Consider the following 25,423-nt stretch of genomic DNA (forward strand, 5'->3'; position numbering starts at 1 on the left):
CCCCCGGCTGCACGCCGTTACACCGGCAGTCGGATCACCGCGCGCAGGCCGCCATAGGGGCTGTCGTCCAGCGTGATATCGCCGCCATGGCTGCGCGCCACGTCGCGGGCGATGGTCAACCCCAGGCCCGAGCCGCCGGTGTCCAGATTGCGGCTGCTGTCGACGCGGAAGAAGGGCTTGAACACGTCCTCGCGCAAATAGGCGGGGATGCCGGGGCCGTCGTCGTCGACGGTGATCTCGATCACGCCCTCCTTCGGTTCGGCCTTAACCCAGGCGGTGCCGGCATGGCGGCCGGCATTGACCAGCAGGTTGGCGATGCAGCGGCGGACCGCGTTGGGACGCAGCGGCAGGACCAGCCCCTCGGGCGCCGTCAGCGTCACCTCCGTCCCGTCGCGCCGCGCACCGGAGGCGACCTCGTTCAGAAGCCGGGTCAGGTCGGTCGGCTGCACCGCTTCCGTCCCTTCGCCGCGGGCGAAGGCGAGATAGCCTTCGATCATCTGCTCCATTTCGGCGACGTCGGCCTTCAGCTCCTCCACCTCGGGGTCGAGGTCGGGATGCTCGATCATGTCCAGCGCCAGCTTCATCCGGGTCAGCGGGGTGCGCAGGTCGTGGCTGACGCCGGCCAGCATCTCCGTCCGCTGGTTCATCTGGCGCTGGATGCGCTCGCGCATCAGCAGGAAGGCGGAGGCCGCCTGCCGCACCTCCGTCGCCCCCTCCATCTTGAAGTTGGAGACGTCGCGGCCCTTGCCCAGCGCGTCGGCGGCGATGGCCAGCCGCTTGATCGGGCGGATCTGGTTGCGCATGAACAGGATCGCCACGGCGAACAGCACCACGGCCGACCCGACCATCCACAGGATGAAGATGTAGCTGGTCGGCGTGAACAGGCGCCGCTCCGGCGACATCACCGACAGCACACCGTCGGCCATCTGCACCCGAATCTCGTACCATTCCCGCGCGACGCGGGTGTTGATGGCGAAGGGCCGCCCGATCCGTTCGTCCAGCGCCTTGCCGAGCGTGCGCTCCAGCAGGCCGCTCAGCCGGCGGCGCTGATCCGGCAGGGTCTGCCCCGGCTCCAGCGTGACGATCAGGTCGGTGGTGCGGGCGACGGTGGCCAGCGTCCAGTCGCGCCCCTCCTGCGAGGGATCGTGTTCGATCATGGCGATCACGGTGGCGATGTCGCCGGCCACGGCATAGGCCAGCCGGTTGGTCACCGTGTCCCAGTGCCGGTCGTAGAAGATCCAGGTCGCCACCGCCTGCGCCAGGATCACCGGCGTGACGATGATCAGCAGCGTCCGGCCGAACAGGGTGCGCGGCAGGAACCGCTTGAGGAACGGCGTGCGCCGCCGCCGTTCGGCCCGCCGGGCCGCGACGCTGCGGTCCGATGCCGCCGTCAAGGATCGGGCCTCAGCACATACCCCTCGCCGCGGACGGTGTGGAGGTAGCGCGGCTCGCGCGGGTCGGCCTCGATCTTGCGGCGCAGGCGGGTGACCTGCACATCCACGGTGCGGGCGTTTCCGGCGACCTTGCTGCGCTCCGTCAACTCCTCGCGCGTGAAGGTGACGCCGGGGGACGCGGCGAGGATGCGCAGCAGGCTCGCCTCCGCCGTGGTCAGGCGGATCACCTCGTCGCCATGGCGCAGTTCGTCCCGGTCGGGCAGATAGGTCAGGGGGCCGAGCCGCACGGGCACCGCAGGCGGAGCCGCCGGTTCCGGTGGACGCGCGGCCTGCCGGCGCAGGATGGAGTTGATACGCAGCAGAAGCTCGCGCGGGTTGAAGGGCTTGGCGAGATAGTCGTCAGCCCCGGCCTCCAGCCCGGCGATGCGGTCGTCCGGCTCGTCGCGGGCGGTCAGCAGCAGGATCGGCAAGTCGCGCTCGCGCCGCAGCGACTCGGTCAGCGACAGCCCGGATTCGCCCGGCATCATGATGTCGAGCACCAGCAGGTCGAAGGCCAGCCCGCTCAGCTGCGCGCGGGCATCCGCGGCGTCACGCGCGGTGCTGACCAGAAAGCCGTTGCCGGCGAGGTACTTGCGCAGAAGCTCACGCAGGCGGGTGTCGTCGTCGACGACCAGGATATGAGGCTGATCTTCGGTCATGGCGCGACTATAACGCGTGTCCCCGCAATCGACATAGTGGCACCATGCGCGACGCATCATGGGTGCGCATGGCGGGCAGTCGTGTAAGCGGTTGGCCGTTTCGCCCTCGTTCCGTGTTACCCTCCATATGCCCTCCTCAGAGGGCCGAGAGACACAGGAGCGATCACGATGGCCTACGACCACAGGTCCAACGACCCCCGGGACCTGGACGCCCAAGACCTCGCCGAAATGACCCGCAACTTCCTGGCGAAGGGCGGCAACATCGTTCAATGTCCGCCGGGCGCTTCGGAAAACGTGGTGTACCGCAAGGGCGGCTTCCGCCGCCGCACCCCCAACGACACGAAGGCCGCGGCCGACAAGCCGGCGGACACCAACACGGCAGAGGCCGGCTCCAAGGATGCCGGGCCGGCGGCGCCGGAGACGAAGACGGAGCCTAGCACCGGCTGAGGCGGTTGCAGCGTTTCGTTTTCAGCGTTTCGCGGCAAGACGGGCAGGGGGAACGGGCGGTGCGAATTTCGCGCGGTCCCCCTCGTCCAGCATGCCCATCATCACCTTGCGGAATCCCTCCACCGCCTCCGCACCGGCCATGCGGTAGGCGCGGGCGATGCGCTGGCGCTGAGTCTCGGACAGCTGGCGCTCCAGCTCAACGCCCTTTTCCGTCAGTTCCAGCAGACGCTGCCGCCGGTCGCGGGCGCCCGTCTGCTGGTCGATGAAACCCTGGCGCACCAGTTCGCCCAGCACGCGCGACAGACTCTGCTTGGTGATCTTCAGGATCGCCAGCAGTTCCGAAACGGTGATCTTGGGATAGCGGCCGACGAAATAGATCACGCGGTGGTGCGCGCGGCCGAAGCCGATCTCCGCCAGAATTTCGTCCGGTTCGGCGGTGAATTCGCGATAGGCGTAGAAAAGCAGCTCCATTCCGGTCCGGAGTTCCTCCTCGCGGAGGAAGAGCTGGTTCACGCCCGCTTTCAGGTCAGCCATGGCGACGCGGTTGGTTCGATTTATTCTAATTAGGACAGCGGCTCAGACATAAACAATCGTGCGTCCGGTTACAAGAACAAGCTCGTTCAATGAGGCGGCTTTTCCTCCGCCGCTCAGGCGCTGCCGATCAGGATTCCCGTGGCGAAGACCAGCAGTCCGCCGACCACCACCTGGAAGGCGGCCGACAGCAGCGGCGTGTCCATGTAGCGGTTGCGGATCCAGGCGATGATGGCCAGTTCGACCACCACCACGGCGATGGCGATGGCGGTCGCCGTCCAGAAATGCGGGATCAGATAGGGCAGGGCGTGGCCCAACCCGCCCAGCGTGGTCATCGCGCCGCACACCAGCCCGCGCAGCCAAGGGCTGCCGCGTCCGGTCAGCGACCCGTTGTCGGACAGCGCCTCGGCAAAGCCCATGGAGATGCCGGCGCCGATGGAAGCGGCCAGACCGACCAGGAAGGTCTCGTGGCTGTCCTGCGTGGCGAAGGCGGCGGCGAACAGCGGCGCCAGCGTCGACACCGATCCGTCCATCAGCCCGGCCAGCCCCGGCTGGATGATCTGCAGCACGAACAGCCGGCGCTCCGATTCGTGTTCCTGCTCCCGCACTTTGGGAGAGACGTATTTCGCCTCCAGCCGTTCGGCCTTCGCCTCGTGCCGCCGCTCCTCCTCGGCCAGATCGCCCAGCAGCTGGCGAATGGCTGCGTCCTGGGACCGCTGGGCTGCGCGGGTATAAAATCGCTTGGTCTCGGCCTCCATCAGTTCCGCCTGCCGGCGAACGGTGTCGAGTCCCAACGGGCGCGTCAGCCAGACCGGCTTGCGCTCCACGAAGCCCTTCACGTCCTGGCGGCGGATCAGCGGGATGTGGTCGCCGAATCGCGTGCGGAAGAGGTCCAGCAGCCGGTGCCGGTGACCGTTCTCCTCCGCGGCCATGGCGCTGAACATGCGGGCCGTGTCCGGATAGTTTTCGGTCAGACCGTGGGCGAACTCGTCATAGATGCGGCTGTCTTCCTCCTCCAGCGCGATGGCGAGCGCCAACAGCTCCTTTTCGGTCAGCTCCGAGAAGTTCTTCATGGGGTCAGGCCTTCACCGCATGTGAATGGTGCGTCGTGAATGAACCTATTCCGAATATGGACATCTTCAACTTGGCGGTTCGGCCGATATGGCCGCCCCGTGCCGGCGACGGCATAGGCGGGGTGCTACACGATGTCCCTTAAGGCCAGCACGTGCGGATGCGCCGGTCGGGTGAGTGGAAATTCGGCGTCGGGCTTGGTATGGGCTGTGGTCACGAGAGGCAAAGAACGTTCCGCAAGTTCCCATATAAAGCCGAGACAAGAAGGAAACGACCATGACCGCACGCCGGAAGCTGATCGCCGGAAACTGGAAGATGAACGGGTTGAAGGCCGACGGGCTGGATCTCGCCTCCGACCTCGCCGGGCGGCTGAAGGGCGCCGGACCGGTCGCTTTCGACATGCTGGTCTGCCCGCCCTTCCCGCTGCTGTTCCCGGTGGGGGAGGCGATCGCCGACAGCCCGCTGGCGCTGGGCGGCCAGGATTGCGCGCCCAAGACCTCCGGCGCCCATACCGGCGACGTGGCCCCGACCATGCTGAGGGACGCCGGCTGCCGCTTCGTCATCCTCGGCCATTCGGAGCGCCGCGCCGACCATGGCGAGAGCGACGCCGCGGTCAATGCCAAGGCCGTCGCCGCCCATAAGGAGGGTCTGGTCGCCATCATCTGCGTCGGTGAGACCGAGGCGCAGCGCGATGCCGGTCAGGCGAACGCCGTGGTGTCGGGCCAGCTTGCCGGCTCGATTCCCGCCGGTGCGAATCCGGAGAACACCGTCATCGCCTATGAGCCGGTCTGGGCGATCGGCACCGGCAAGACCGCGACTCCGGACGACGTGAAGGCGATGCACGCCCATATCCGCGCCGAACTGGCCGGCAAGATCGCCGATCCGGACAAGGTGCGCATCCTCTACGGCGGCTCGGTCAAGCCGGGCAACGCGGCGGAGCTGATGGCGGTGGACAATGTGGACGGCGCGCTGGTCGGCGGTGCGTCGCTGAAGGCCGAAGACTTCTGGGGCATCGCCACCGCCTGCCGCTGATACCGAAGTGCGGTGCCAGCCATGCCGCCAACGGATACGGCATAGGTATTTTGGCGCTGGCATATCGCGCGGCTCCGCGGTACAAACAATGGGCGCGCGCCACGGGCCCTTAAGACGGCCTGTGGCGCGCTATTCGATTTTTGGGATGGGTGTGGGGTGAGCATCGCATGGAATCGGTGATTCTGGTTATTCACCTGCTGATCGCCGTTGGGCTGGTCGGCGTGATCCTGATCCAGCGGTCGGAAGGCGGCGGGCTCGGCATCGGCGGCGGCACCATGGGCGGCATGATGAGCACCCGCGGAACGGCCAATCTGCTGACGCGGACCACCGGCATCCTGGCGGCCTGCTTCTTCGCCACCAGCATCGTGCTGGCGATCCTTGCCGGCGGGCATTCCCGCCCGGCGTCGATCATCGACAGCCTGCCGGCGGCGCCTTCGCAGTCGACCGCTCCGGCGGCCCCGGCGCAGCCTGCCGCTCCGGCCCAACCCGCGCCGCCGGTGGCCCAGTAAAGGGATCACCCCAGCAGCGCACGGGTACGAGCGAACAGCGAGGCGGCCTCCCCGAAGCCGCCTCTTTCTTTTGAGGGCCGACGTTCGCGACGCCATGTCTCGGCGGCGACCCTTCGGGGGACGTTGAACATCTCTCCCCTCCCGGGAGAAGGACGATCCATCCCCTCTGGGGAGAAGGACAACTCCGTCCCCTATGGGGACATCAGCCATCCGTCCCCCCACGGGGACATGGAACAGCTCTCAAGCTCTTCGGACGGACATGACTCGCTACATCTTCATCACCGGTGGCGTCGTTTCTTCGCTGGGCAAAGGTCTGGCGTCGGCGGCGCTTGGGGCGCTTCTCCAGGCGCGCGGCTACAAGGTGCGTCTGCGCAAGCTGGACCCGTACCTGAACGTCGACCCCGGAACGATGAGCCCCTACCAGCACGGCGAGGTCTTCGTGACCGACGACGGGGCTGAGACGGACCTTGACCTCGGCCATTACGAGCGGTTCACCGGCGTGTCGGCCCGCAAGGGCGACAACATCACCACCGGCCGCATCTATTCCACCGTGATCGCGAAGGAACGTCGCGGCGATTACCTGGGCGGCACCGTCCAGGTCATTCCGCACATCACCGACGAGATCAAGGAATTCATCCGCGCCGATGCCACCGACGAGGACTTCGTCCTGATCGAGATCGGCGGCACGGTGGGCGACATCGAGTCGCTGCCCTTCCTGGAGGCGATTCGCCAGTTCGGCAACGAGGTCGGGCAGGAGAATGTCCTCTACATCCACCTGACCCTGCTGCCCTACATCCCGACCGCCGGCGAGCTGAAGACCAAGCCGACCCAGCATTCGGTGAAGGAGCTGCTGAGCGTCGGCATCCAGGCCAACATCCTGCTGTGCCGCGCCGACCGCCCGATTCCGGAGAACGAGCGCAAGAAGATCGCGCTGTTCTGCAACATCCGTCCGGAGCGGGTGATCGCGGCGCTGGACGTCGATTCGATCTATCAGGTGCCGATCAGCTACCACGAGGAAGGCTTCGACACCCAGGTCCTGAGCTATTTCGGCCTGCCGGTCGACAAGGAGCCGGACCTGTCGCGCTGGACCCGCATCATGGAGCGGGTGCGCAAGCCGCAGGGCGAAGTCACCATCGCGGTGGTCGGCAAGTACATCAGCCTGCTCGACAGCTACAAGTCGCTGGCCGAGGCGCTGACCCACGGCGGCATCGCCAACAACGTCAAGGTCAACCTCGACTGGATCGATTCGGAGATCTTCGAGGATGACGACGCGGCGGTGAAGCGGCTGGAGAACGTTCACGGCATCCTGGTGCCGGGCGGTTTCGGCTCCCGCGGGACGGAAGGCAAGATCCGCGCGGCCAAATTCGCCCGCGAGCGCAAGGTGCCCTATTTCGGCATCTGCTTCGGCATGCAGATGGCGGTGATCGAAGCCGCCCGCAACATGGCGAAGATCGAGGATGCCGGCTCCACCGAGCTGGGCAAGCCGGGCAACCCGGTCGTCGGCCTGATGACGGAGTGGATGCGCGGCAACACGTTGGAGCGCCGGGCCGAGGTCGGCGACCTGGGCGGCACCATGCGGCTGGGCGCCTATCCGGCCAAGCTGCTGGAGGGCAGCAAGGTCGCCGAGATCTACGGCACCACCGACATCTCCGAACGGCACCGTCACCGCTATGAGGTGAACGTGTACTACAAGGAGCGTCTGGAGCGCTGCGGCATGAAGTTCAGCGGCCTGTCGCCGGACGGGGAACTGCCGGAGATCGTCGAGATCCCCGATCATCCCTGGTTCATCGGCGTGCAGTTCCACCCGGAACTGAAGTCCAAGCCGTTCGAGCCGCACCCGCTGTTCACCGCCTTCATCAAGGCGGCGATCGATCAGAGCCGGTTGGTTTGAGGGCTGGGGGGAGCGACGTTAGACCCCAGGAGTCACCTAGACATGAAAAAGCTCCGCCCCCAAAAGCGGGGCTTTTTCGTGCCCGCCACCTTCCCTATACGTCACCTTCCTTGCACCCCCGACTCCCCTGTGCGACGATCCTCTGAAAATCGCGTAAGCGAACAATCGGATCGGGGGGAAGGACCATGAACCGCGCCAGGATCGCCGCACTCGCCACCTGCCTGACCGCACTCGCCGCAGTCCCGATCTCGGCGGCGGACTACTCCTCCACCATCTTCTTCGGCGACAGCCTGACCGACAGCGGAGCGTTCCAGCCGCTGCTGCCGTTCGGCGGCAAGTTCACCACCAATCCCGGCCCAGTGTGGGCGGAGAGCCTCGCCGGCGCGCTCGGCACCACCGCGGTCACGGCGGTTCGGGGCGGCACCGACTATGCGGTCGGCGGGGCGCGGGTGAACACCTCGGTCGGCGTGCCGGCGACCGGTCCGACGGCTCTGGCGCCCAGCGTGGCGACGCAGATCTCCGGCTATCTCGCCTCCACCGGCGGGCGGGCCGATCCGAATGCGCTCTACACCGTCTGGGGCGGCGCCAACGACATCCTTGCCTCGCTGAGCAACCCGGCCACCGCCCAAGCGACGGTGACCCAGGCGGCGTCCGATCTGGTGACGCAGGTCGCACGGCTGCGCGCCGCCGGTGCGCGCACCATCCTGGTTCCCACCGTGCCGGACATCGGCTCGACACCGTTCGGACAGGCGCAGGGCGCCGCCGCGGCCGGGCAGATCTCGCAATTGGTCGGCGGCTATAACCAGCTGGTCACGTTGGGGCTGGCGAATGCCGGCGTCTCGGTCATCCCGATCGACACCTATTCCCTGCTGCGGGCCGCAGTGGCGAATCCGGCATCCTTCGGCTTCACCAACGTGACGGGAACCGCCTGCACCACCAGCAGTTCGCTGCTCTGCACCTCCGCTACCCTCGTGGCGCCGAACGCGGCGGAGAGCTATCTGTTCGCCGATGGTGTCCATCCGACGACCGCCGGACATCGCGCCGTGTCCGACTTCGTGCTGAATGCACTTACGGCGCCCGGCAACGTCGCCCAGCTCGCCGAATCGCCGCTGCGCACGCGCGACCGGGTGACCGCGACGATCCTCGCCCAGGCGGCGACCAGTCTGTGGAGCCGCAAGCCCGGCGAGACGGGCGCCTGGATCAGCGGCGGGGCAGGGCGCTTGACCAGCGACCACACCGGCGATCCCGGTGCCGGCGGTCAGGCGGAGGTGCGCGGCACGCCGCTGTCGGTCAGCGTGGGCATCGACAAGCGCTTCGGAGAAAATCTGCTGCTGGGCGTGGCCGGCACGCTGTCCCATTATCGCGGCAGCTTTTCCACAGGCGGCGATTACAAGCAGCGCGACTATGTGCTGAGCGGCTACGGCGTCTACCGCATGGGCGGCGCCTTTGTGAACGGCGTCGGGTCCTTTGGCTTCACCGATTACGACCTGCGCCGCGGTGTCACCATCAACGGCACCGATCATTCGACCGGCGGCAACACTGAGGGCATCAACGCCTCCATCGGTGTCGAGGGCGGCTACGACTTCACCATGGGCGGCCTGACCCACGGTCCGGTGCTTGGCCTGCGCTACCAGCATGTGGAGGTGGAGGGCTTCGGCGAGGACAGCAGCCTGTTCGGCTTCACCTACCGGTCGCAGACCCGCAACTCGCTGGTCGGCAGCGTCGGGTATCAGGCGGCCTATGATTTCGGCAGCGTCCTGCCCTATGCCAAGGTGACGCTGAACCGCGAGTTCAAGGACGACCAGCGCAGCATCACGGTGGAAAGCCGCAGCATCTCCACGCTGGCCTACGAGGTGGCTGTGGCGAAGCCGGATCGTAGCTACGTCGATCTGACGGCCGGGGCTTCCTTCCGGCTGGCGGCGTCGGTGACCGGCACGCTCGGCCTGAATGCCCGGTTGGGTGACGAGGACCGCCGCGACTACGGCGGCTTCATCGGGCTCAACGTTGGGTTCTGACCAAAGGCGGGGTGACCGGGGCCAAGTCCGCTCCATATCAGGGGCGGATTTGCCAACGGGAGGATAAGAACGCCATGTCAGAGGTGATGATCGATGCAGCCGACGGCGGCCGTTTTTCGGCTTATGTCGCCGAACCCACGGTGACTTCGGCCGGCAGGCTGGCCGGCGGTCTGGTGGTGATCCAGGAGATCTTCGGAGTTAACGCGGTGATGCGCGAGCTGTGCGACTGGTACGCCTCGCAAGGCTTTCTCGCGGTGTGCCCCGACCTGTTCTGGCGCCAGCAGCCGGGCGTGCAGCTGACCGACAAGACCGAGGCGGAGTGGAACCAGGCCTTCGCCCTGATGAACGGCATGGACCAGGACAAGGCGGTGGAGGACCTGAAGGCCGCCCTCGCCTGGGTCCGGGGGCAGGAGGGCTGCACCGGCAAGGCCGGCAGCGTCGGCTACTGTCTGGGCGGCCGGCTGGCCTTCATGATGGCGACGCGGTCGGATGCGGACGCCAATGTCGGCTATTACGGCGTCGGACTGGAAGGGCTGCTGGGCGAGGCCGGCAAGATCGCCAAGCCGCTGCTGCTGCACATCGCGGAGAACGACAAGTTCTCCAGCCCTGATAAGCGCGACGCCCTGCTGGCCGGGGTGAAGGGCAACAAGTGGGTGACCGCCAAGGTCTATCCCGGCATGGACCACGCCTTCGCCCGGCCGGGCGGCGAGCATTACGACCGGGATGCCGCCGACGAGGCGAACCGGCTGACGGTGGAGTTCTTCCGGACGCATCTGGGGTGAGCCTCCATCCCCTCTCCCCCCCGGGGAGAGGGTCAGGGTGAAGGGGGATGCGTGGCGAGGATTGCCGCAAAGGCACGCGGTGCATCCCCCTCACCCTCCCCACGCCTGCGGCGCGGGTCCCCTCCCTCTCCCCGGGGGAGAGAGGGCGATGACTGCGATTGACCATCCCCCCCATTTAATGGGATGCAAAGGTCCACGGGCGCCCTCTCGCCCGTTTTCGTTTTGGAGCACTCCGATGACCACGCCGCGCGCCGTTCAGATCGGCGACCTGACCATTGCCAACGACCGTCCCTTCGTCCTGATCGCCGGCCCCTGTCAAATGGAAAGCCGCGACCATGCGCTGGAGACCGCGTCCGCGCTGGTGGAGATGACCAAGGCGCTGGGCATGGGGCTGATCTACAAGTCCAGCTTCGACAAGGCCAACCGAACCTCCATCACCACCGCGCGCGGGCTGGGCATGGACAAGGCGCTGCCGATTTTCGCGGAAATCCGCGAACGCTTCGGCTGCCCGGTCATCACCGATGTGCATGAGTCCAGCCAGTGCGCGCCGGTCGCCGAGGCGGTGGACGTGCTGCAGATCCCGGCCTTCCTCTGCCGCCAGACCGACCTGCTGATCGCCGCCGCCCAGACCGGTCGGGCCGTGAACGTCAAGAAGGGCCAGTTCCTGGCGCCGTGGGACATGAAGAACGTCGCCGCCAAGCTGGTCGCCTCGGGCAACGAGCGCGTGCTGCTGTGTGAGCGCGGCGCCAGCTTCGGCTACAACACGCTGGTGTCGGACATGCGGTCTCTGCCGATCATGGCGGAGACCGGGTTCCCGGTGGTGTTCGACGCCACCCACTCCGTCCAGCAGCCGGGCGGGCAGGGCACGACCTCGGGCGGGCAGCGGGAATTCGTACCGGTGCTGGCCCGTGCGGCCATCGCAGTCGGCGTCGCCGCCGTCTTCATGGAAACGCATGAGAACCCGGATTGCGCCCCCAGCGACGGCCCCAACATGGTCCCGCTGACGGACATGCCGGCCCTGCTGGCGAAGCTGCAGGCCTTCGACCGTCTGGCCAAGTCCTAAAAACGCTTAATTTGGCAGGCAAGTGGCGCCGTGCTTGACTGGCGCCTCTTCCGCTTCAGCCGTTCGGGGGCGAGCATGATGTTCGGTCGGGGTTTTCGGGGTGCCGTGATGGCGCTCCTCCTGCTGGTGGTCGCCTTCCCGGCGGCGGCGCTGGAGAGCTTTCAGAAGTCCAAGCTGACCGTGGAGACGGCGGGCGGCGGCAAGTTCCGCTTCAATGTCGAGCTGGCGTTGACTCCCGGCCAGCAGGCGCAGGGCCTGATGTACCGCCAGTCGATGCCGGCCGATGCCGGAATGCTGTTCGTCTACGACCAGGTGCAGCCGGCCAGCTTCTGGATGAAGAACACCCTGATCCCGCTGGACATGCTGTTCATCGCCGCCGACGGCCGCATCGTGAACATCCACGAGCGCGCGGTGCCGGAATCGCTGGATTCCGTCAGTTCCGACGGCCCGGTGAAGGCCATCCTGGAATTGAACGGCGGCATGGCGTCACGGCTGGGCATCCGCCCCGGCGACCGCGTGGTGTCGCCCGACATCACGAAGCCGTAAGCGGAAAGACGATCCCCCGCCCATGACTTTCGCTTAAACTCCCCCAGATTGATCGCGCGGGGTGCGGCGCGGAGGGCAGGCATGGCGAGGGGCGCAGGCAGGCGGGCGGCGATCATGATCGGGGTGGCGCTCAGCGCCGCGGCCGGCCTGTCCGCCTATGTCGTGCTGGCGCGCGCCGAGCCTGGGCCATCCTACCGGCTGGCGAAGGTCGAGCAAGGTCCCCTGGTCAGCGCGATCACCGCCACCGGAACCATGAGCGCCCTGGTGACGGTGGAGGTCAGTTCCCAGCTTTCCGGCCAGATCGCGGAGCTCTTTGCCGACTTCAACAGCCGCGTCACCAGCGGCCAGATCCTCGCCCGGCTGAACGGAGACCAGTTGGCCGCAAGACTGGCGCAAGCCGGCGCCGACGTCGATTCCGCCAAGGCGACCCTGATCCAGCAACAGGCCCTGCAGGACAAGGCGCGGGCAGATCTTGCCAGTGCCAAGGCCAGCGTCGCCAATGCCGATGCCCAGATTCTGCGCGCCGACCTTACCCTGCGCGATGCCGAGCGCGACCTGCGACGCCGGCGCGACCTGCAGGGCCGCGGGGTGGTGGCCGCCGCAGACCTCGAAAAGGCGGAGACCGCCGCTCACAGCGCCCAGGCGCAGCTGGTCGCCGGCCGCGCCCAGAAGCGGCAGGCGGAGGCGGCGGAATCCTCCGCGCAAGCCTCGCTGGCCGTCGCCGCCGCCCAGGTGGAGGTCGCCCGCGCCCAGGTGGCCCAGCGCGAGGCCGCCCTGCAGTTGGTCCGGGTCGACCTGAACCGTTCCGTCATCCGCTCTCCCATCGACGGGGTGGTGGTGAACCGCGCGGTCAGCACCGGCCAGACGGTTGCGGCCAGCCTGTCCGCTCCCACCCTGTTCACCATCGCCCAGGATCTGCGGCAGATGGAGGTACTGGCCAACATCGACGAGGCCGACATCGGCCGGGTGCGCGAAGGCATGCCGGTGCGCTTCACCGTGAACGCCTTCCCGGGCGACAGCTTCACCGGCCGGGTGGCTCAGGTGCGGCTGGCGCCGAAGGAGGATCTGACCGTCGTCACCTACATCGTCGTCATCACGGTTGAGAATCCGGAACTGCGGCTGCTGCCGGGCATGACCGCCAATCTGCGCATCACGGTGGACGAACGCCCGTCGGCGGTGAAGCTGCCCAATGCCGCCCTGCGCTTCCGCCCGCCGGGCGTGGAGATGGCGGGCGATGCGCCGGCCCCCACCACCGGCGGTCCGAACGGAGGCCGCGGTGCTGCGGCGCTGGAGGCCGCAGCCAAGCGGGTGGTGGACGGGCTGAAGCTGGACGAGGGCAAGCGCCGCGATATCGCCGCTCTGGTCGCCGAGGCGCGCGAGCGCTTCACCGCGCTGGACGCCGAAGGCGGCGATCCCGAACGCCGCCGGATCGAGGCAAACAGCATCCGCACAGCGACCCTGGAAAGGATGGCCGCTCTGCTGGAGCCTGCCCAGCGCGACCGCTTCGATGCGCTGGTGGAGCCCGGCCGGTCGGCGGAGGCCACGCGTACGGTCTGGGTTCCCGGCGCCGGCAACGGCAGTCCTGTCGGCGTGCCGGTCCGGCTCGGCATCGGCGATGGCAGCTTTACGGAGGTGGTATCCGGCGATCTGCGCGCCGGGCAGGAGGTCATCACCGGCATCCTGTCCCCCGACCGCGATACCCGCCGGGGACCGCGCCTTGGCTTCTGATCTTCCGCCGCCGCTGATCGCCGTCGAGAATCTCTCACGCCATTACCGGATGGGACCGCAGACCGTCCATGCGCTGGACGACGTCACCGTCACCATCAACCGCGGCGAGTTCGTAGCCGTTATGGGACCCTCCGGATCCGGCAAATCCACTTTCATGAACCTGCTGGGCTGTCTGGACCGTCCCGATGCGGGCCGTTACCGCCTGGACGGGCGGGAAGTCGCCGGCCTCTCCTCCGATGCGCTGGCGGCGGTGCGGAACCGCAGCATCGGCTTCGTCTTCCAGTCCTTCAACCTGCTGCCGCGCCAGACGGCGCTCGCCAATGTCATGCTGCCGATGGTCTATGCCGGAATTGGTCATGCCGAGCGGGTGGAGCGGGCACTGGCCGCACTCGACGCGGTGGGTTTGCGGGAGCGGGCAGGGCATCGGCCGACCCAGCTTTCCGGCGGTCAGCAGCAGCGGGTCGCCATCGCCCGCGCCCTGGTCAACGACCCGCTCCTGCTTCTGGCCGACGAGCCGACGGGCGCGCTCGACACCGCCACCAGCCTGGAGATCATCGCCCTGTTCCAGCGGCTGAACCGCCGCGGCATCACCGTGGTGCTGGTGACCCACGAACCGGAGGTGGCGCGCTTCGCCGCCCGTGTCCTGCAGTTCCGCGACGGCCGGCTGATCGACGACCTGCGTCAGGATGCAGAGGTGGCGGCATGACGGCGTGGGACGCCCTGCGCGCGGCGCTCGATTCGCTGAGGGCCAATCCTCTGCGCAGCGCACTGACCATGCTGGGCATCGTCATCGGTGTCGCCGCGGTGATCGCCATGGTCGCGGTCGGAGCCGGTGCGCGGGACCAAGTGCTGCGCCAGATCGCCAGCCTCGGCACCAACCTGATCATGGTTGGGCAGGGCAGCATCGTCCGCAGCGGGGTGAAGCTGGGCGCCGGCACCGCATCGACACTGACGGAGGATGATGCGCTTGCGGTTCTGACCGAGATTCCCGGCGTGGTGGTGACGGCACCATCGGTGCGCTGGGGGTTGCAGATCGTCGCCGGCAACCAGAATTGGGGCACAGTGCTGTTCGGCATCACGCCCGACTACATGGACGCCCGCGACTGGACCGTGGCGACCGGCCGGGGTTTGTCGGACGAGGATGTGGCCCAGGCCAACAAGGTGGTCGTGCTGGGCCAGACGGTCGTGCGCAACCTGTTCGGCGGCGGCGATCCCATCGGCGAGCCGGTCCGCGTCTTCTCCACGCCCCTGACCGTCGTCGGCGTGCTGGCGGAGAAGGGCCAGAACACCCAGGGGCAGGATCAGGACGACGTCATCTTCGTTCCGCTGTCGACCGCCAAGCGCAACATTCCGGGCATGGCGAAGAGCAATCCGCGCTTCATCCACACCATGGTGGTGAAGATGCGGGACGGCGCCGACATGACGGAGGCGCAGGCCCAGATCCGCGACCTGCTACGCCAGCGCCACCGGCTGATCCCCGGCCAGGACGACGATTTCTGGATGCGCGACCTGTCGGAGGTGTCGGCGACCCGCGATGCCTCCTCGCGGGCCCTGTCCTTCCTGCTGGCCGCAGTGGCCGCCGTGTCGCTTCTGGTCGGAGGGATCGGCATCATGAACATCATGCTGGTGTCGGTGACAGAGCGCACGCGGGAGATAGGGCTACGGCTCGCCATCGGGGCGCGGCGGCGCGACATTCTGGTGCAGTTCCTGATCGAATCGACCACCCTGTCGCTGATCGGCGCTGCGGTGGGGGTGGCGCTGGGGATCGCGACCGCGATGGGGGTGGCCGCCCTTGCCGGCTGGCCGACCTTGATCCGGATCGACTCCGTCGTGCTGGCCGTGATGGTCAGCGGATTGATCGGCGTCTTCTTCGGACTCTACCCGGCCCGGCGGGCGGCGCTTCTCAATCCCATCGAGGCGCTGCGGCACGAATAGCCGCGAAGTCGGCCGCCGCGTCGCCAGCCAAGGCTACCATCCGTGCATCGCTGCGCGCCAGCCACAGCGCCGCGCGTGCGATCCAAGCGGCCTCCCGCGGTGCGGCGAGCAGTCCCGGCCGTCGTTCCGCCACCATTCGAGCCAGCGCCAGGACGGAGGTTGCGGCGTGCCGCTTGGCGAGGTCGATCTGGCCGATGGCGGGATCGAGGGCAGCGCGCAAGGGACCGCCGCCCATTGGTGCCACGACATCCACCGCTGCACCGGCGCGCAGCAGGCGATGGGCGAGTTCGACCGCCGCCTGCCGGTCCGGCCGGTCGCGCAGGTCGGGCAGGAAGAGGGCGATGACGAGCGGGGCAGGGGTGAGCGACGGCAACGAATGGACCCGGAAATTTGTTGAAGGAATGGAGTTCAGCGACCGAACGCCGCACCGGATGCCCGGCGCGGCAGGCAGGATGGAGAAAGACCGCGAAAGCGGTGCGCCCTTCGCTTGCCGTAGGCGTGGCGTTCGTGTATCTCACATCGCGGCGACGGGGCGTAGCGCAGTCTGGTCAGCGCGCCAGTTTTGGGTACTGGAGGCCCCCGGTTCGAATCCGGGCGCCCCGACCATCGCCGAGGGACAAAACCGCGTCCAAGCTGTAAGCGCCAGGACGCAACCGCAGCATTTGGGGAGACGAGCGAGCCATGAACGTCCGGATCTATCAGCCGAGCAAGACGGCCATGCAGTCCGGCCGGGCCAAGACTCACCGCTGGATGCTGGATTACGAGATCGAGACGCCGCGCCGTCCGGAGCCGCTGATGGGCTGGACCAGCTCCGGCGACACGCTGAACCAGGTGCGCCTGTCCTTCGAGACGAAGGAAGAGGCCATTGCGTTCGCGGAGCGGGAGGGCTGGAACTACACCGTGCAGGAAGCCCCGGTCCGCCGCATCCGTCCGCGCAACTACGCCGACAATTTCCGCACCGACCGTCCGCGCTTCTGACCGCGGTCGGCGAAGCCGGGATAAGGCCCCATAGCTCAGTTGGATAGAGCAGCCGCCTTCTAAGCGGCAGGTCGCTGGTTCGAATCCAGCTGGGGTCGCCATCTCGGTATGTGACGTTTCTAAGAAAAAGCCCCGCTTCGGCGGGGCTTTTTCTTTGCATGCGTCTTGCGAGGGTTGGGGGCTTCGTCCGCCCCCAGCCGGTCAGGCCGCCTTGATGTCGCTCAGGAAGGTTTCGACGTCCTTGCGCATCAGTTCGGCTTGACGGGACAGTTCACCGGCGGCGGTCAGAACCTGCCCGGCGGCGTTGCCGGCTTCGCCTGCGGCCTGGGTAACCTGGAAGATGCTGCCCGTGACCTCCTGCGTGCCGGCGGCAGCCTGCTGGACGTTGCGGGAGATCTCGTTTGTCGCGGCACTCTGCTCTTCAATGGCGGCGGCGATGGCGGTGGTGATGTCGTTGATGCTGCCGATGGTGCCGCCGATGCCGGTGATTGCCGTCACCACGCCCTGCGTCGTCTGCTGAATGGCACCGATCTGGCTGGCAATCTCCTCCGTCGCCTTGGCAGTCTGTCCGGCCAAGCTCTTTACCTCGCTGGCGACGACGGCGAATCCCTTGCCGGCCTCACCGGCACGCGCCGCCTCGATGGTGGCGTTCAGGGCCAGGAGGTTGGTTTGACTGGCGATGTCGGTGATCAGGCCGACCACCTCGCCGATCTTCTGCGCGGCATCGGCAAGGCTGCGGACCGCTTCGCTGGTCTGGGTCGCCTCATTCACCGCCTTGCCCGCGACATCGGCGGAGCGGGAGATCTGAGACCCGATCTCGCGGATGGAACTGGCCATCTCCTCGGTCGCGGTGGCGACGGTCTGGACGTTGGCGCTGGTCTGCTCGGCGGCCGACGCGACGATGGTCGCCTGGGTGCTGGTCTGCTGGGCCATCGCCGACATGCTGTGGGCGGTGGTATCCAGTTCCGACGCCGCGGCGGCGACGGTGCGCAGGGCCGTGCTGGACGAACTCTCGAATCCGCCGAGCAGCCGATCGATGGCTTGCGCCCGGCGTGCCTTTGCCTGCTGCTCGGCGGCCTCGGCGGCGGCGAGGCGGTTGGCCTCGATCAGCCCGTCCTTGAACACCTGAACGGCACGCGCCATGGCGCCCAGCTCGTCCTTGCGCTCCGTGCCGTCCACCGCAATCGTCAGTTCCCGGTTGGCCAGCCGCGCCATGATACCGGTCAGACCGTGCATGGGCCGGACCACGGCCCCGAGGATCAGCAGTGCCGCGCCGACGCCCACCATCATCGCCACCAGGATGGAGCCGATGATCCAGTTGCGGGATGAAATATAGATCTCGGCTCCGCGGTTGGCGGCCTTGACACCCTCGGACCGATTGTACTGCACCAGCTCTTCCAGCAGCGCTTTCGCGTTGCGGAATTCCTGACGCGACTCACCAACGAACAGCTCGGAGAGTGCCGAGGTTTCGTTCTTGCGGGCGAGCGGACGAATCTTGTCCCGACTGATTGCCATGTACCGGTTGAGCGAGTCGACGAGTTTCCGGTAGGTCTCCGTCTCCCAACCTGCGGTCAGCAGCGGTTCATAGACCGCGCGTTTCTCCTCGAGGGAACGCATGGTTTGGTCGAGGCTTTCTTCCTCCGCGCGGATTCGGCCCTCGTCCTGAACTGCGATCAAGGCACCTTCGACGGAGCGGTAGAAGTAGAAGGTCGCATACAGGTCGGAAACGGCGGTGACCGAAGGAAGCCAGTTGTCGCGGATCTCCGCCGCTTCGTCATTGACGGACGACAAACGATTAATCGCAAACAGGCCCAGCAGTGCAATTCCGATTACGAGCACGGAAAAAGTCGCAATCACCTTCGTACGAACAGATGCGTTCCTCAACCAATCCATAGTCACCCCCAGTTTTCACTGGTTCGGACTCTTAATAGGATTGATGGAAGATTAAATAGGGGCTGCCCCTTACCGACTCCGATCTGTCGTCTGCTGCGATCTATGTGCCGCAGTGGATTTCGCTTGGCAAGGTTTTGAAAAGGGTGGTGATCCGGGTGGGATTCGAACCCACGGCCACATGATTAAAAGTCACGTGCTCTACCGACTGAGCTACCGGATCATCCAGCGCGGCGGTGGGAAACTGGCCCCCGCCGGAAGTGGGCGCACCATAGAAAGACGCGCCCGAAAGGTCAACCATGGGCTTGATGGCGAATGCAGGATTTTGCCATCAAGCCCGCCCATCAAGTCCATGGTTTCAGGATCAGGTCTGGTTGGTCGTCGGGGGGGTGCCGTTGCCGGCCTCCAGCGCGAAACGTTCGGCCAGCCGTTCGGCGACGCGGGGCGAGACGAAGTGGCGGATGTCGCCGCCCAGACGCCCGATCTCCTTCACGAAGCGGGAGGAGATGAACTGGTGCTTCTCCGACGACATCAGGAAGATCGTCTCGACCTTCGGGTTCAGCCGCGCGTTCATGCCCGCCATCTGGAATTCGTATTCGAAGTCCGAGACGGCGCGCAGGCCGCGGATGATGACTCTGGCGTTCATCTCGATGGCGAAATGCATCAGCAGATTGTCGAACGCCCGCACCTCGATGCTGGCCCCGCCGGCGTTCAGCGCGGCCACGTCCTCGCGAACCATGGCGACCCGCTCGTCCGTGGAGTAGAGCGGCCCTTTGCCGGCATTCCGGGCGACACCGATGATCAGGTGGTCGACCTGACGGGCGGCGCGCTGGATGATGTCCATGTGACCGTTGGTGATCGGATCGAAGGTGCCGGGATAGACACCGATTCGACGACCCTGGCTGGTCTCGGTCTGGCTGGTCGCCATGGGTTCCCCTTTAGGCCCGTCCGTTATTCGTTCGGCGCGGCGGCGCTGCCGGCATCGCCGACTGAACCGTCCGAACCGTTGGCGTCACCGCCGGTCTCAACGCCCGTGTCGACACCAGTCTCCCCGGCGCCGTTCTCGCCCACACCATTCTCGCCGTCTTCCTCGGCGATGGTGGCGACGGAGACCACGCGCTCTTCCGCCCCCACGCGGAACAGCGTGACGCCCAGCGTCTTCCGGCCCGCCACCCGCACGTCGTGCAGGGGCATGCGGATCACCTGGCCGCCGTTGGTCACCATCATCACCTGATGGTTTGATTCGACCGGGAAGGCGGCGACGATGGACCCGTTGCGCTCGCCCATCTCCATGTTCCAGATGCCCTGGCCCCCGCGACCGGCGGTGCGATACTCGTAGGACGAGCTGCGCTTGCCATAGCCGCGGTCGGAGACGGTCAGAATATACTGCTCCTTCTGTTTCAGTTCCTCGTACCGCTCCTGCGTCAGGGTGACGCTGTCCGCCGGGACCTCATCGGCTTCCGGCGCCGCCTCGCCCTCCATCTCCAGCCCTTCGTCGCGCTTCATCTTGAAAAAGGCGGCGCGCTCCTCGGGCGTGGCGTCGACATGGGTCAGGATCGACAGCGAAACCACCTCGTCCCCGTCGGCCAGCTTGATGCCGCGAACGCCGGTGGAGGTGCGGCCGGCGAAGACGCGCACGTCGTCCACGGGGAAGCGGATGCACTTGCCGCCGCGCGTCGCCAGCAGGACGTCGTGTTCGGCCTCGGAGCAGGTGTGAACGCCGATCAGCCGCTCGCCTTCCTCCTCCAGCTTCATGGCGATCAGGCCGTTGGAGCGGATGTTGGCGAAGTCCGACATGCGGTTGCGGCGCACATTGCCCTTCGACGTGGCGAAGACGACGTGCAGATCGGCCCAGGCGGCCTCGTCCTCCGGCAACGGCAGGACGGTGGTGATGGTCTCCCCGTCGATCAGCGGCAGCAGGTTGACGAAGGCCTTGCCGCGCGCCTGCGGGTTGCCCAGCGGCAGGCGGTAGACCTTCAGCTTGTAGACCATGCCGCGGTTCGAGAAGAGCAGCAGCGGCGTGTGGGTGTTGGCGACGAACAGGTCGCTGACCGCGTCCTCCGCCTTCATCGACATGCCGGCGCGGCCCTTGCCGCCGCGCTTCTGCGCCCGGTAGGTCGACAGCGGCACCCGCTTCACATAGCCGGACTGGCTGACGGTGACGACCATGTCCTCGCGCTGGATCAGGTCCTCGATGTCGGCCTCGAACTCCAGATCCTGGATTTCGGTGCGGCGTGGATTGCCGAACCGTTCCTTCATCTCGACCAGCTCTTCGCGCAGGATCCCCATCAGCTTCGGCCGGTTGGCGAGCGTGGCGAGGAAATCGGCGATCTGGTCGGTGACATCGGTCAGCTCGGCGCCGATCTTGTCGCGCTCCAGCCCGGTCAGGCGGTGCAGACGCAGGTCGAGGATGGCGCGGGCCTGGACCTCCGACAGGCGGTAGGTACCCTGTTCGCTGACGCCGCGGCCCGGCTCGTCGATCAGTTCGATCAGCGGACCGACGTCATGAACCGGCCATTCGCGGTTCATGATCTCCTCGCGCGCCCAGACCGGATCGGGGGCGCTGCGGATCAGCTGGATCATCGCGTCGAGGTTGGCGACGGCGACCGCCAAGCCGACCAAGGTGTGCGCCCGCTCGCGCGCCTTGCCCAGCAGGAACTCGGTCCGGCGGGTGATGACCTGCTCGCGGAAGCGGATGAAGGCGGCGATGATCTGAAGCAGATTCATCAGCTCCGGACGACCGCCATTCAGCGCCAGCATGTTGACGCCGAAGGAGGTCTGGAGCTGGGTGTGGCGGAACAGCTGCGCCAGCACCACGTCCGGCACCGCGTCGCGCTTCAGCTCGATCACCACGCGCACGCCGTCGCGGTCCGATTCGTCGCGCAGGTCGGAGATGCCCTCGATGATCTTGTCATTCACGACCTCGCCGATGCGTTCCATCAGCTTGGCCTTGTTGACCTGATAGGGGATCTCGGTCGCGACGATGGCGGTGCGGTCCTTGCGCACCTCCTCGAAATGGGTCTTGGCGCGCAGGATGACCGAGCCGCGCCCGGTCTGCAGCGCCGCCCGGCTGCCCGACCGGCCGAGGATCAGGCCGCCCGTCGGGAAATCGGGGCCGGGCACATGCTCCATCAGTTCGTCGAGCGTAATGTCGGGATTGTCGATGTAGGCGCAGCAGGCATCGATCACCTCGCCCAGATTGTGGGTCGGGATGTTGGTCGCCATGCCGACGGCGATGCCGCCGGCGCCGTTCACCAGAAGGTTCGGGAAGCGGGCCGGCACGACGGTGGGCTCGCGGCCCGAATCGTCGTAGCTGGCCTGGAAGTCGATGGTGTCCTTGTCGATGTCGTCCAGCAGCGCTTCCGCCGCCTTGGCAAGCCGCGCCTCGGTGTAGCGCATGGCCGCGGGCGGGTCGCCGTCCATCGAACCGAAATTGCCCTGACCGTCGATCAGCGGCAGGCGCATGGAGAAATCCTGCGCCATGCGGACCATGGCATCGTAGATCGCGCTGTCGCCGTGCGGGTGGTATTTACCCATCACGTCGCCGACGATGCGCGCCGACTTCTTATAGGGCTTGGTCGAGTCGTACCCGCCCTCCTTCATCGCGTAGAGGATGCGCCGGTGCACCGGCTTCAGCCCGTCGCGGACGTCGGGCAGGGCACGGCTCACGATCACGCTCATCGCGTAGTCGAGATACGATTTCCGCATCTCGTCTTCGATGTTGATCGGCGCGATGTCGGAGGCGGGAGGAAGGGGCGTATTGCTCAAGCAGGACACTCATTCTTCGAATGCGCCGCCGCTTTAGGAATCCGCGGCAGTCACTGGCCTTGCGGGCCGAAGGTTTTGCCCTGGAAATATAGCAACTCTCGCAATTGCACACAACGATTCGGGGCCGAAAAGCCGGCTCAACGCCGGCTCAAACGCGCGAATCGCAGCGACAGGATCGTCACCGATACCAGGCTGGCGATCAGGATTCCCTCGAAAAGCCCATGGGCGCCGTGGCCGAGACCGAAAACGAGGAAGGCCGACACCGGAATCATCACCACCGCGTAGGAGAAGAAATGCAGCGCGGTCGGGACCCAGGCGTCATGCCGGCCGCGCAGCGCGTTCGCCATCACCGTCTGCCCGCCGTCGGCGATCAGGATCCAGGCGGCGAAGGCGATCAGCGGCACCACCGCCTCCAGCAGTTCGGGGTCGTTGGTGTAGATGGCCCCCAGCGCCTCGGGCAGGCTGCGGTAGAGGATGCCGACGCAGGCCAGGATGGCGCTGGTGACGCCGAGGCCGGTCCAGCCCGCCAGCACCATGTCGCTGCGGTCGCCGCGGCCATAGGCCACGCCCACCCGCACCGCCGTCGCCGACGCCAGCCCGACCGCTGCCATGAAGGGCAGGGCGGTCAGGTTCAGACCCACCGTGTAGGCGGCCAGCGCCAGGGGGGAGATCATGCCGGCGAACAGGCCGAGCGCCGCGAAGGCGCCGCTTTCAACCCCGATGCTGAGCCCGGCGGCATAGCCGAGATGGCGCTGGCGCGCCGCGCCGCTCCACCAGTCGGACACCGGCAGGCGGACCTGCCAGCGGTCATGGTCGCGCATCCACCAGACATAGGCGACCAGCCCGAGCCCCATGCCCCAGCGCACGATGGTGGTGGCCCAGGCGGAGCCGACGGCGCCCAAGGGCTCCAGCCCGACATGCCCCCAAACGAGCGCCCAGGCCAGCGCGGCGTTGACGATGTTGCCGATCACCATGGCGACCATGCCAGGCAGCGGCCGCTTGACGCCCTCCAGGAAGAAGCCGGTGGTGATGTACAGCATCATGCCGGGTGCCCCGAGGCCGAGCACCGCCAGAACATGTGCGCCGCCCGCCGCCATGTCCCGCGTTTGGCCACCCGCCCGAAACAGCGGATCGCCCAGCAGGGAGACCAGCGCGAACAGCACGCCCAGAAGCAGCGCGTAGGGAACGGACCGGCGCCATGCCCGCCCGCACTCCGCATCGTTGCCGGCGCCGAAGGCGTGGGCGGTGATCATCACCGTGCCCATCAGCAGGCCGACGCCGGTGCCGACCATGATGTTGCCCGGCAGATGCGCCAGCCCGTAATAGGCCAACTCCTGCGCCGAATAGCGGCCGACGATGGCGGTGTCGACCGCCATCATCACCATCAGCCCGGCGCGGGAGACGATGACCGGTGCCGCCAGCCGCAGCAGCTCGCCGATGTGGGCGGCGAGGCGCGCGCGCAACGGCTCGGGCGTGGGCAGGGTGGCGGTGCTCATGACGGGACCTGTGTCGGGCATTGAGGGATACGGCCATGGCCGCGCCGCCGGACCGTAGTGGCTGGCCGGAAAGCGGGCAGGCTGCGCAAAAGCCGGTCATCTTGCCCGGTGGGCGTACCGCGTCAAGACTTTCGGGCGCCTCGAAAGGACCGTTGCATTCCCTGCATGGCCGGAGGGGCTTCCGCGGAACCAAGCCGCCGTAGCCCCGTTGTCAGAAACAGAGACGAACGACGCCCGGACAACCACTCATCCCCCCTTCACACCGGAGAGACGCCATGCACCACGCCAAGAACCGCCGGCAGCGCGCCACCGCCCGCGCCATCCCGTTCCCCGCGCGTGAACTGGTGATCCTGACCTTCCTGATGGTGCTGGCGGCAATGCTGACCGGCTGCAACACGGTGGAAGGCGCCGGGCAGGATGTGCAGGCCGGAGGCCGGGCGATTGAACGGACGGTCGATTGAGGCGTTATCCCACGGCCGTCCCCAGAGCCATCCCCGACCCAGGAGTTTTCGTATGAGCGATCAGCAGAAGCCGTCCACCCCCGGCGAAATTCCGCCGCCCTCCAACCCGAACCCGCCGCAGCCGGACCGGCCGACCACACCCGATCCCTATCCGGTGCCCGACAACCCCGACGTGCTGCCGGAAATCCCGCCGCCGGCCGACGAGCCGATGCCAGGCATGCCGAACCCGACAACGGCTTGAAGGGCGGCGTGAAGGACGTGAGGGGGCGCACTTGCCCCCTCAATCCACCTCCGCCGTCACCGTCGCCGAGACCCATTGCTCGACCCGCTCGGCGACCGACTGCCAGTCCTGTTCCAGCATCATCGCGTGCCCCATTCCCGGCATGAAGACCGGCTGGGTGCATAGCGCCATGGCGGTGGCGATCACCTCCGCGCGCGGGAACAGCAGATCCTCCTCCGCACCCATCACCATCACCGGCGTTTCGCGCGGCGGCAGCACGGGGAAGGGGATCCAGCCGCCGATGTCCAGCAGGACCCGGCGCGATTCCTCCTGCAGGAACGCCTCGTACTTGGCGGCCTCGTCGCGCGGCATCTTGTCGGAGAACATGGCCCGGCGGATTGCGTCCGGATCGATGGCCTTCTCGCCGAAGGTGGTCAGCATCGCCATCTGCTGGAACACATAAGGCGACCGCCAAGCCAGCCCCATGGTCGAGGACCACAGGCCATAGGGCGGGGCGGAAGCCATCAGCACGCCGCCGGCAAAGCGGCGCTTGGCCAACGCGCGCTGCACCACCATGCCGCCCATGGAATGGCCGATCAGCACCGGCGGCGACGACAGGCCGTCCGCCGCCTGCAGCACGTCGTCCACATAATCGGCGATGCCGAACTCATGCAGACGGTCGCGCCCCTCGCTGTTGCCATGGCCGCGCAGGGAGACGGCATGCGCCTCCCACCCGCGCGCGGCGAACCAGGGCAGGAACTTGGCATCCCAGATCCAGGCGCCGCTGAAGGCACCATGGACGAACAGGAGCGGCGGCGCCTTAGGCGTTCCGGTGGGACGGCGGCTGATGATTTCCAGGCTGGGCATCGGATCGCAGGTTGTGATTTCGCAGTGCGATAAGCATGGTGGGCGAGGGGGCGCCTGTCCAGCCGCGGCCCCTTCAACCCTGATCCGCACCCCTGATCCGT

General features: G+C 67.2%; 24 protein-coding genes and 3 tRNA genes. 16 read left to right on the forward strand and 11 right to left on the reverse strand.

Annotated elements, in window-relative coordinates:
• Positions 1-17: 17 nt before the first annotated feature.
• Both FZ983_RS10550 and FZ983_RS10555 read right to left on the reverse strand, forming a co-directional pair.
• Positions 18-1,394 carry an ATP-binding protein gene (locus tag FZ983_RS10550; protein WP_149223508.1) on the reverse strand — a complete coding sequence of 459 codons (1,377 nt, stop codon included), beginning with the start codon at positions 1,392-1,394 and terminating at the stop codon, positions 18-20.
• The gene (locus FZ983_RS10555) at positions 1,391-2,092 is read right to left on the reverse strand and encodes a response regulator (protein WP_149223509.1); all 702 of its coding nucleotides are present in this window, start codon (positions 2,090-2,092) and stop codon (positions 1,391-1,393) included. The genes FZ983_RS10550 and FZ983_RS10555 overlap by 4 nt, the downstream gene beginning before the upstream one ends.
• Positions 2,093-2,260: 168 nt before the next feature.
• Between FZ983_RS10555 and FZ983_RS10560 the strand changes: the two genes are divergently transcribed.
• Positions 2,261-2,539 (forward strand): hypothetical protein, encoded by a 279-nt coding sequence (locus FZ983_RS10560; RefSeq protein WP_149223510.1) that lies wholly within the window; start codon positions 2,261-2,263, stop codon positions 2,537-2,539.
• 21 nt (positions 2,540-2,560) lie between these two features.
• On the opposite strand, the gene FZ983_RS10565 is transcribed toward FZ983_RS10560, so the two are convergent.
• Both FZ983_RS10565 and mbfA read right to left on the reverse strand, forming a co-directional pair.
• Positions 2,561-3,073 carry a MarR family transcriptional regulator gene (locus FZ983_RS10565; protein WP_149223511.1) on the reverse strand — a complete coding sequence of 171 codons (513 nt, stop codon included), beginning with the start codon at positions 3,071-3,073 and terminating at the stop codon, positions 2,561-2,563.
• A gap of 113 nt (positions 3,074-3,186) precedes the next feature.
• Positions 3,187-4,143: an iron exporter MbfA gene (gene mbfA, locus FZ983_RS10570; RefSeq protein WP_149223512.1), complete on the reverse strand. Its 957-nt coding sequence runs from the start codon at positions 4,141-4,143 to the stop codon at positions 3,187-3,189.
• 274 nt (positions 4,144-4,417) lie between these two features.
• On the opposite strand from mbfA, the gene tpiA reads away from it, so the two are divergent.
• From tpiA to FZ983_RS10620, 10 genes are all read left to right on the forward strand, one after another.
• The gene (tpiA, locus tag FZ983_RS10575; protein WP_149223513.1) at positions 4,418-5,173 is read left to right on the forward strand and encodes a triose-phosphate isomerase; all 756 of its coding nucleotides are present in this window, start codon (positions 4,418-4,420) and stop codon (positions 5,171-5,173) included.
• Between the two features lie 167 nt (positions 5,174-5,340).
• Positions 5,341-5,682 carry a preprotein translocase subunit SecG gene (gene secG, locus FZ983_RS10580; protein WP_149223514.1) on the forward strand — a complete coding sequence of 114 codons (342 nt, stop codon included), beginning with the start codon at positions 5,341-5,343 and terminating at the stop codon, positions 5,680-5,682.
• A gap of 259 nt (positions 5,683-5,941) precedes the next feature.
• Complete coding sequence (locus FZ983_RS10585) at positions 5,942-7,573, forward strand: CTP synthase (protein WP_149223515.1); 1,632 nt, start codon at positions 5,942-5,944, stop codon at positions 7,571-7,573.
• Positions 7,574-7,758: 185 nt separating this feature from the next.
• Positions 7,759-9,588 (forward strand): autotransporter domain-containing protein, encoded by a 1,830-nt coding sequence (locus FZ983_RS10590; RefSeq protein ID WP_149223516.1) that lies wholly within the window; start codon positions 7,759-7,761, stop codon positions 9,586-9,588.
• A 74-nt stretch (positions 9,589-9,662) separates the two neighbouring features.
• On the forward strand, positions 9,663-10,370 hold the full coding sequence (locus FZ983_RS10595) for a dienelactone hydrolase family protein (RefSeq protein ID WP_149223517.1): 708 nt from the start codon (positions 9,663-9,665) through the stop codon (positions 10,368-10,370).
• Positions 10,371-10,605: 235 nt separating this feature from the next.
• On the forward strand, positions 10,606-11,433 hold the full coding sequence (kdsA, locus tag FZ983_RS10600; protein WP_149223518.1) for a 3-deoxy-8-phosphooctulonate synthase: 828 nt from the start codon (positions 10,606-10,608) through the stop codon (positions 11,431-11,433).
• A 108-nt stretch (positions 11,434-11,541) separates the two neighbouring features.
• A complete protein-coding gene (locus tag FZ983_RS10605) occupies positions 11,542-11,979 on the forward strand; it encodes a DUF192 domain-containing protein (protein ID WP_348771046.1) in 438 nt (145 codons plus the stop codon).
• 81 nt (positions 11,980-12,060) lie between these two features.
• Positions 12,061-13,707, forward strand: coding sequence for an efflux RND transporter periplasmic adaptor subunit (locus FZ983_RS10610; protein ID WP_149223519.1), 1,647 nt, complete (start codon positions 12,061-12,063; stop codon positions 13,705-13,707).
• Positions 13,697-14,413, forward strand: a complete 717-nt coding sequence (locus tag FZ983_RS10615; RefSeq protein ID WP_282186994.1) for an ABC transporter ATP-binding protein — start codon at positions 13,697-13,699, stop codon at positions 14,411-14,413. The genes FZ983_RS10610 and FZ983_RS10615 overlap by 11 nt, the downstream gene beginning before the upstream one ends.
• Entirely contained in the window at positions 14,410-15,642 is a 1,233-nt protein-coding gene (locus FZ983_RS10620; RefSeq protein ID WP_149223520.1) for an ABC transporter permease, read from the forward strand. Before FZ983_RS10615 ends, FZ983_RS10620 begins: the two co-directional genes overlap by 4 nt.
• Here FZ983_RS10620 and FZ983_RS10625 read toward each other — a convergent pair.
• Entirely contained in the window at positions 15,611-16,015 is a 405-nt protein-coding gene (locus FZ983_RS10625; RefSeq protein WP_149223521.1) for a hypothetical protein, read from the reverse strand. The genes FZ983_RS10620 and FZ983_RS10625 overlap by 32 nt on opposite strands.
• Before the next feature lie 155 nt (positions 16,016-16,170).
• On the opposite strand from FZ983_RS10625, the gene FZ983_RS10630 reads away from it, so the two are divergent.
• From FZ983_RS10630 to FZ983_RS10640, 3 genes are all read left to right on the forward strand, one after another.
• Positions 16,171-16,248: transfer RNA gene (locus tag FZ983_RS10630), tRNA-Pro, on the forward strand.
• A 75-nt stretch (positions 16,249-16,323) separates the two neighbouring features.
• A complete protein-coding gene (locus FZ983_RS10635; RefSeq protein WP_085089328.1) occupies positions 16,324-16,620 on the forward strand; it encodes an ETC complex I subunit in 297 nt (98 codons plus the stop codon).
• 24 nt (positions 16,621-16,644) lie between these two features.
• Positions 16,645-16,721, forward strand: a tRNA-Arg gene (locus FZ983_RS10640).
• 100 nt (positions 16,722-16,821) lie between these two features.
• Here the strand turns inward: FZ983_RS10640 and FZ983_RS10645 are convergent.
• The 5 genes from FZ983_RS10645 to FZ983_RS10665 form a co-directional block, all read right to left on the reverse strand.
• Complete coding sequence (locus FZ983_RS10645) at positions 16,822-18,513, reverse strand: methyl-accepting chemotaxis protein (protein WP_149223621.1); 1,692 nt, start codon at positions 18,511-18,513, stop codon at positions 16,822-16,824.
• Positions 18,514-18,657: 144 nt separating this feature from the next.
• Positions 18,658-18,733: transfer RNA gene (locus FZ983_RS10650), tRNA-Lys, on the reverse strand.
• A gap of 141 nt (positions 18,734-18,874) precedes the next feature.
• Positions 18,875-19,438 carry a pantetheine-phosphate adenylyltransferase gene (gene coaD, locus FZ983_RS10655; protein WP_149223522.1) on the reverse strand — a complete coding sequence of 188 codons (564 nt, stop codon included), beginning with the start codon at positions 19,436-19,438 and terminating at the stop codon, positions 18,875-18,877.
• 23 nt (positions 19,439-19,461) lie between these two features.
• On the reverse strand, positions 19,462-22,278 hold the full coding sequence (gene gyrA, locus FZ983_RS10660) for a DNA gyrase subunit A (protein ID WP_149223523.1): 2,817 nt from the start codon (positions 22,276-22,278) through the stop codon (positions 19,462-19,464).
• Between the two features lie 137 nt (positions 22,279-22,415).
• Positions 22,416-23,774 (reverse strand): MATE family efflux transporter, encoded by a 1,359-nt coding sequence (locus tag FZ983_RS10665; protein ID WP_149223524.1) that lies wholly within the window; start codon positions 23,772-23,774, stop codon positions 22,416-22,418.
• A 275-nt stretch (positions 23,775-24,049) separates the two neighbouring features.
• On the opposite strand from FZ983_RS10665, the gene FZ983_RS10670 reads away from it, so the two are divergent.
• Positions 24,050-24,235, forward strand: coding sequence for an entericidin A/B family lipoprotein (locus tag FZ983_RS10670; protein WP_149223525.1), 186 nt, complete (start codon positions 24,050-24,052; stop codon positions 24,233-24,235).
• 52 nt (positions 24,236-24,287) lie between these two features.
• A complete protein-coding gene (locus tag FZ983_RS10675; RefSeq protein WP_149223526.1) occupies positions 24,288-24,476 on the forward strand; it encodes a hypothetical protein in 189 nt (62 codons plus the stop codon).
• 39 nt (positions 24,477-24,515) lie between these two features.
• Here the strand turns inward: FZ983_RS10675 and FZ983_RS10680 are convergent, their stop codons facing one another.
• Entirely contained in the window at positions 24,516-25,322 is an 807-nt protein-coding gene (locus FZ983_RS10680) for an alpha/beta hydrolase (protein ID WP_149223527.1), read from the reverse strand.
• Between the last annotated feature and the right edge of the window lie 101 nt (positions 25,323-25,423).

Origin of the sequence: Azospirillum sp. B21, from assembly GCF_008364825.1 — a bacterium.
In the GTDB taxonomy this organism is placed as follows: domain Bacteria; phylum Pseudomonadota; class Alphaproteobacteria; order Azospirillales; family Azospirillaceae; genus Azospirillum.

Coding starts and splice junctions, on each gene's coding strand:
- FZ983_RS10645 (WP_149223621.1), bottom strand. CDS start 18,513: ATGGATTGGTTGAGGAACGCATCTGTTCGTACGAAGGTGATTGCGACT.
- FZ983_RS10555 (WP_149223509.1), bottom strand. CDS start 2,092: ATGACCGAAGATCAGCCTCATATCCTGGTCGTCGACGACGACACCCGC.
- FZ983_RS10680 (WP_149223527.1), bottom strand. CDS start 25,322: ATGCCCAGCCTGGAAATCATCAGCCGCCGTCCCACCGGAACGCCTAAG.
- FZ983_RS10560 (WP_149223510.1), top strand. CDS start 2,261: ATGGCCTACGACCACAGGTCCAACGACCCCCGGGACCTGGACGCCCAA.
- FZ983_RS10565 (WP_149223511.1), bottom strand. CDS start 3,073: ATGGCTGACCTGAAAGCGGGCGTGAACCAGCTCTTCCTCCGCGAGGAG.
- kdsA (WP_149223518.1), top strand. CDS start 10,606: ATGACCACGCCGCGCGCCGTTCAGATCGGCGACCTGACCATTGCCAAC.
- coaD (WP_149223522.1), bottom strand. CDS start 19,438: ATGGCGACCAGCCAGACCGAGACCAGCCAGGGTCGTCGAATCGGTGTC.
- FZ983_RS10585 (WP_149223515.1), top strand. CDS start 5,942: ATGACTCGCTACATCTTCATCACCGGTGGCGTCGTTTCTTCGCTGGGC.
- mbfA (WP_149223512.1), bottom strand. CDS start 4,143: ATGAAGAACTTCTCGGAGCTGACCGAAAAGGAGCTGTTGGCGCTCGCC.
- FZ983_RS10670 (WP_149223525.1), top strand. CDS start 24,050: ATGCACCACGCCAAGAACCGCCGGCAGCGCGCCACCGCCCGCGCCATC.
- FZ983_RS10590 (WP_149223516.1), top strand. CDS start 7,759: ATGAACCGCGCCAGGATCGCCGCACTCGCCACCTGCCTGACCGCACTC.
- FZ983_RS10620 (WP_149223520.1), top strand. CDS start 14,410: ATGACGGCGTGGGACGCCCTGCGCGCGGCGCTCGATTCGCTGAGGGCC.
- tpiA (WP_149223513.1), top strand. CDS start 4,418: ATGACCGCACGCCGGAAGCTGATCGCCGGAAACTGGAAGATGAACGGG.
- FZ983_RS10635 (WP_085089328.1), top strand. CDS start 16,324: ATGAACGTCCGGATCTATCAGCCGAGCAAGACGGCCATGCAGTCCGGC.
- secG (WP_149223514.1), top strand. CDS start 5,341: ATGGAATCGGTGATTCTGGTTATTCACCTGCTGATCGCCGTTGGGCTG.
- FZ983_RS10675 (WP_149223526.1), top strand. CDS start 24,288: ATGAGCGATCAGCAGAAGCCGTCCACCCCCGGCGAAATTCCGCCGCCC.
- FZ983_RS10665 (WP_149223524.1), bottom strand. CDS start 23,774: ATGAGCACCGCCACCCTGCCCACGCCCGAGCCGTTGCGCGCGCGCCTC.
- FZ983_RS10595 (WP_149223517.1), top strand. CDS start 9,663: ATGTCAGAGGTGATGATCGATGCAGCCGACGGCGGCCGTTTTTCGGCT.
- FZ983_RS10605 (WP_348771046.1), top strand. CDS start 11,542: ATGGCGCTCCTCCTGCTGGTGGTCGCCTTCCCGGCGGCGGCGCTGGAG.
- FZ983_RS10610 (WP_149223519.1), top strand. CDS start 12,061: ATGGCGAGGGGCGCAGGCAGGCGGGCGGCGATCATGATCGGGGTGGCG.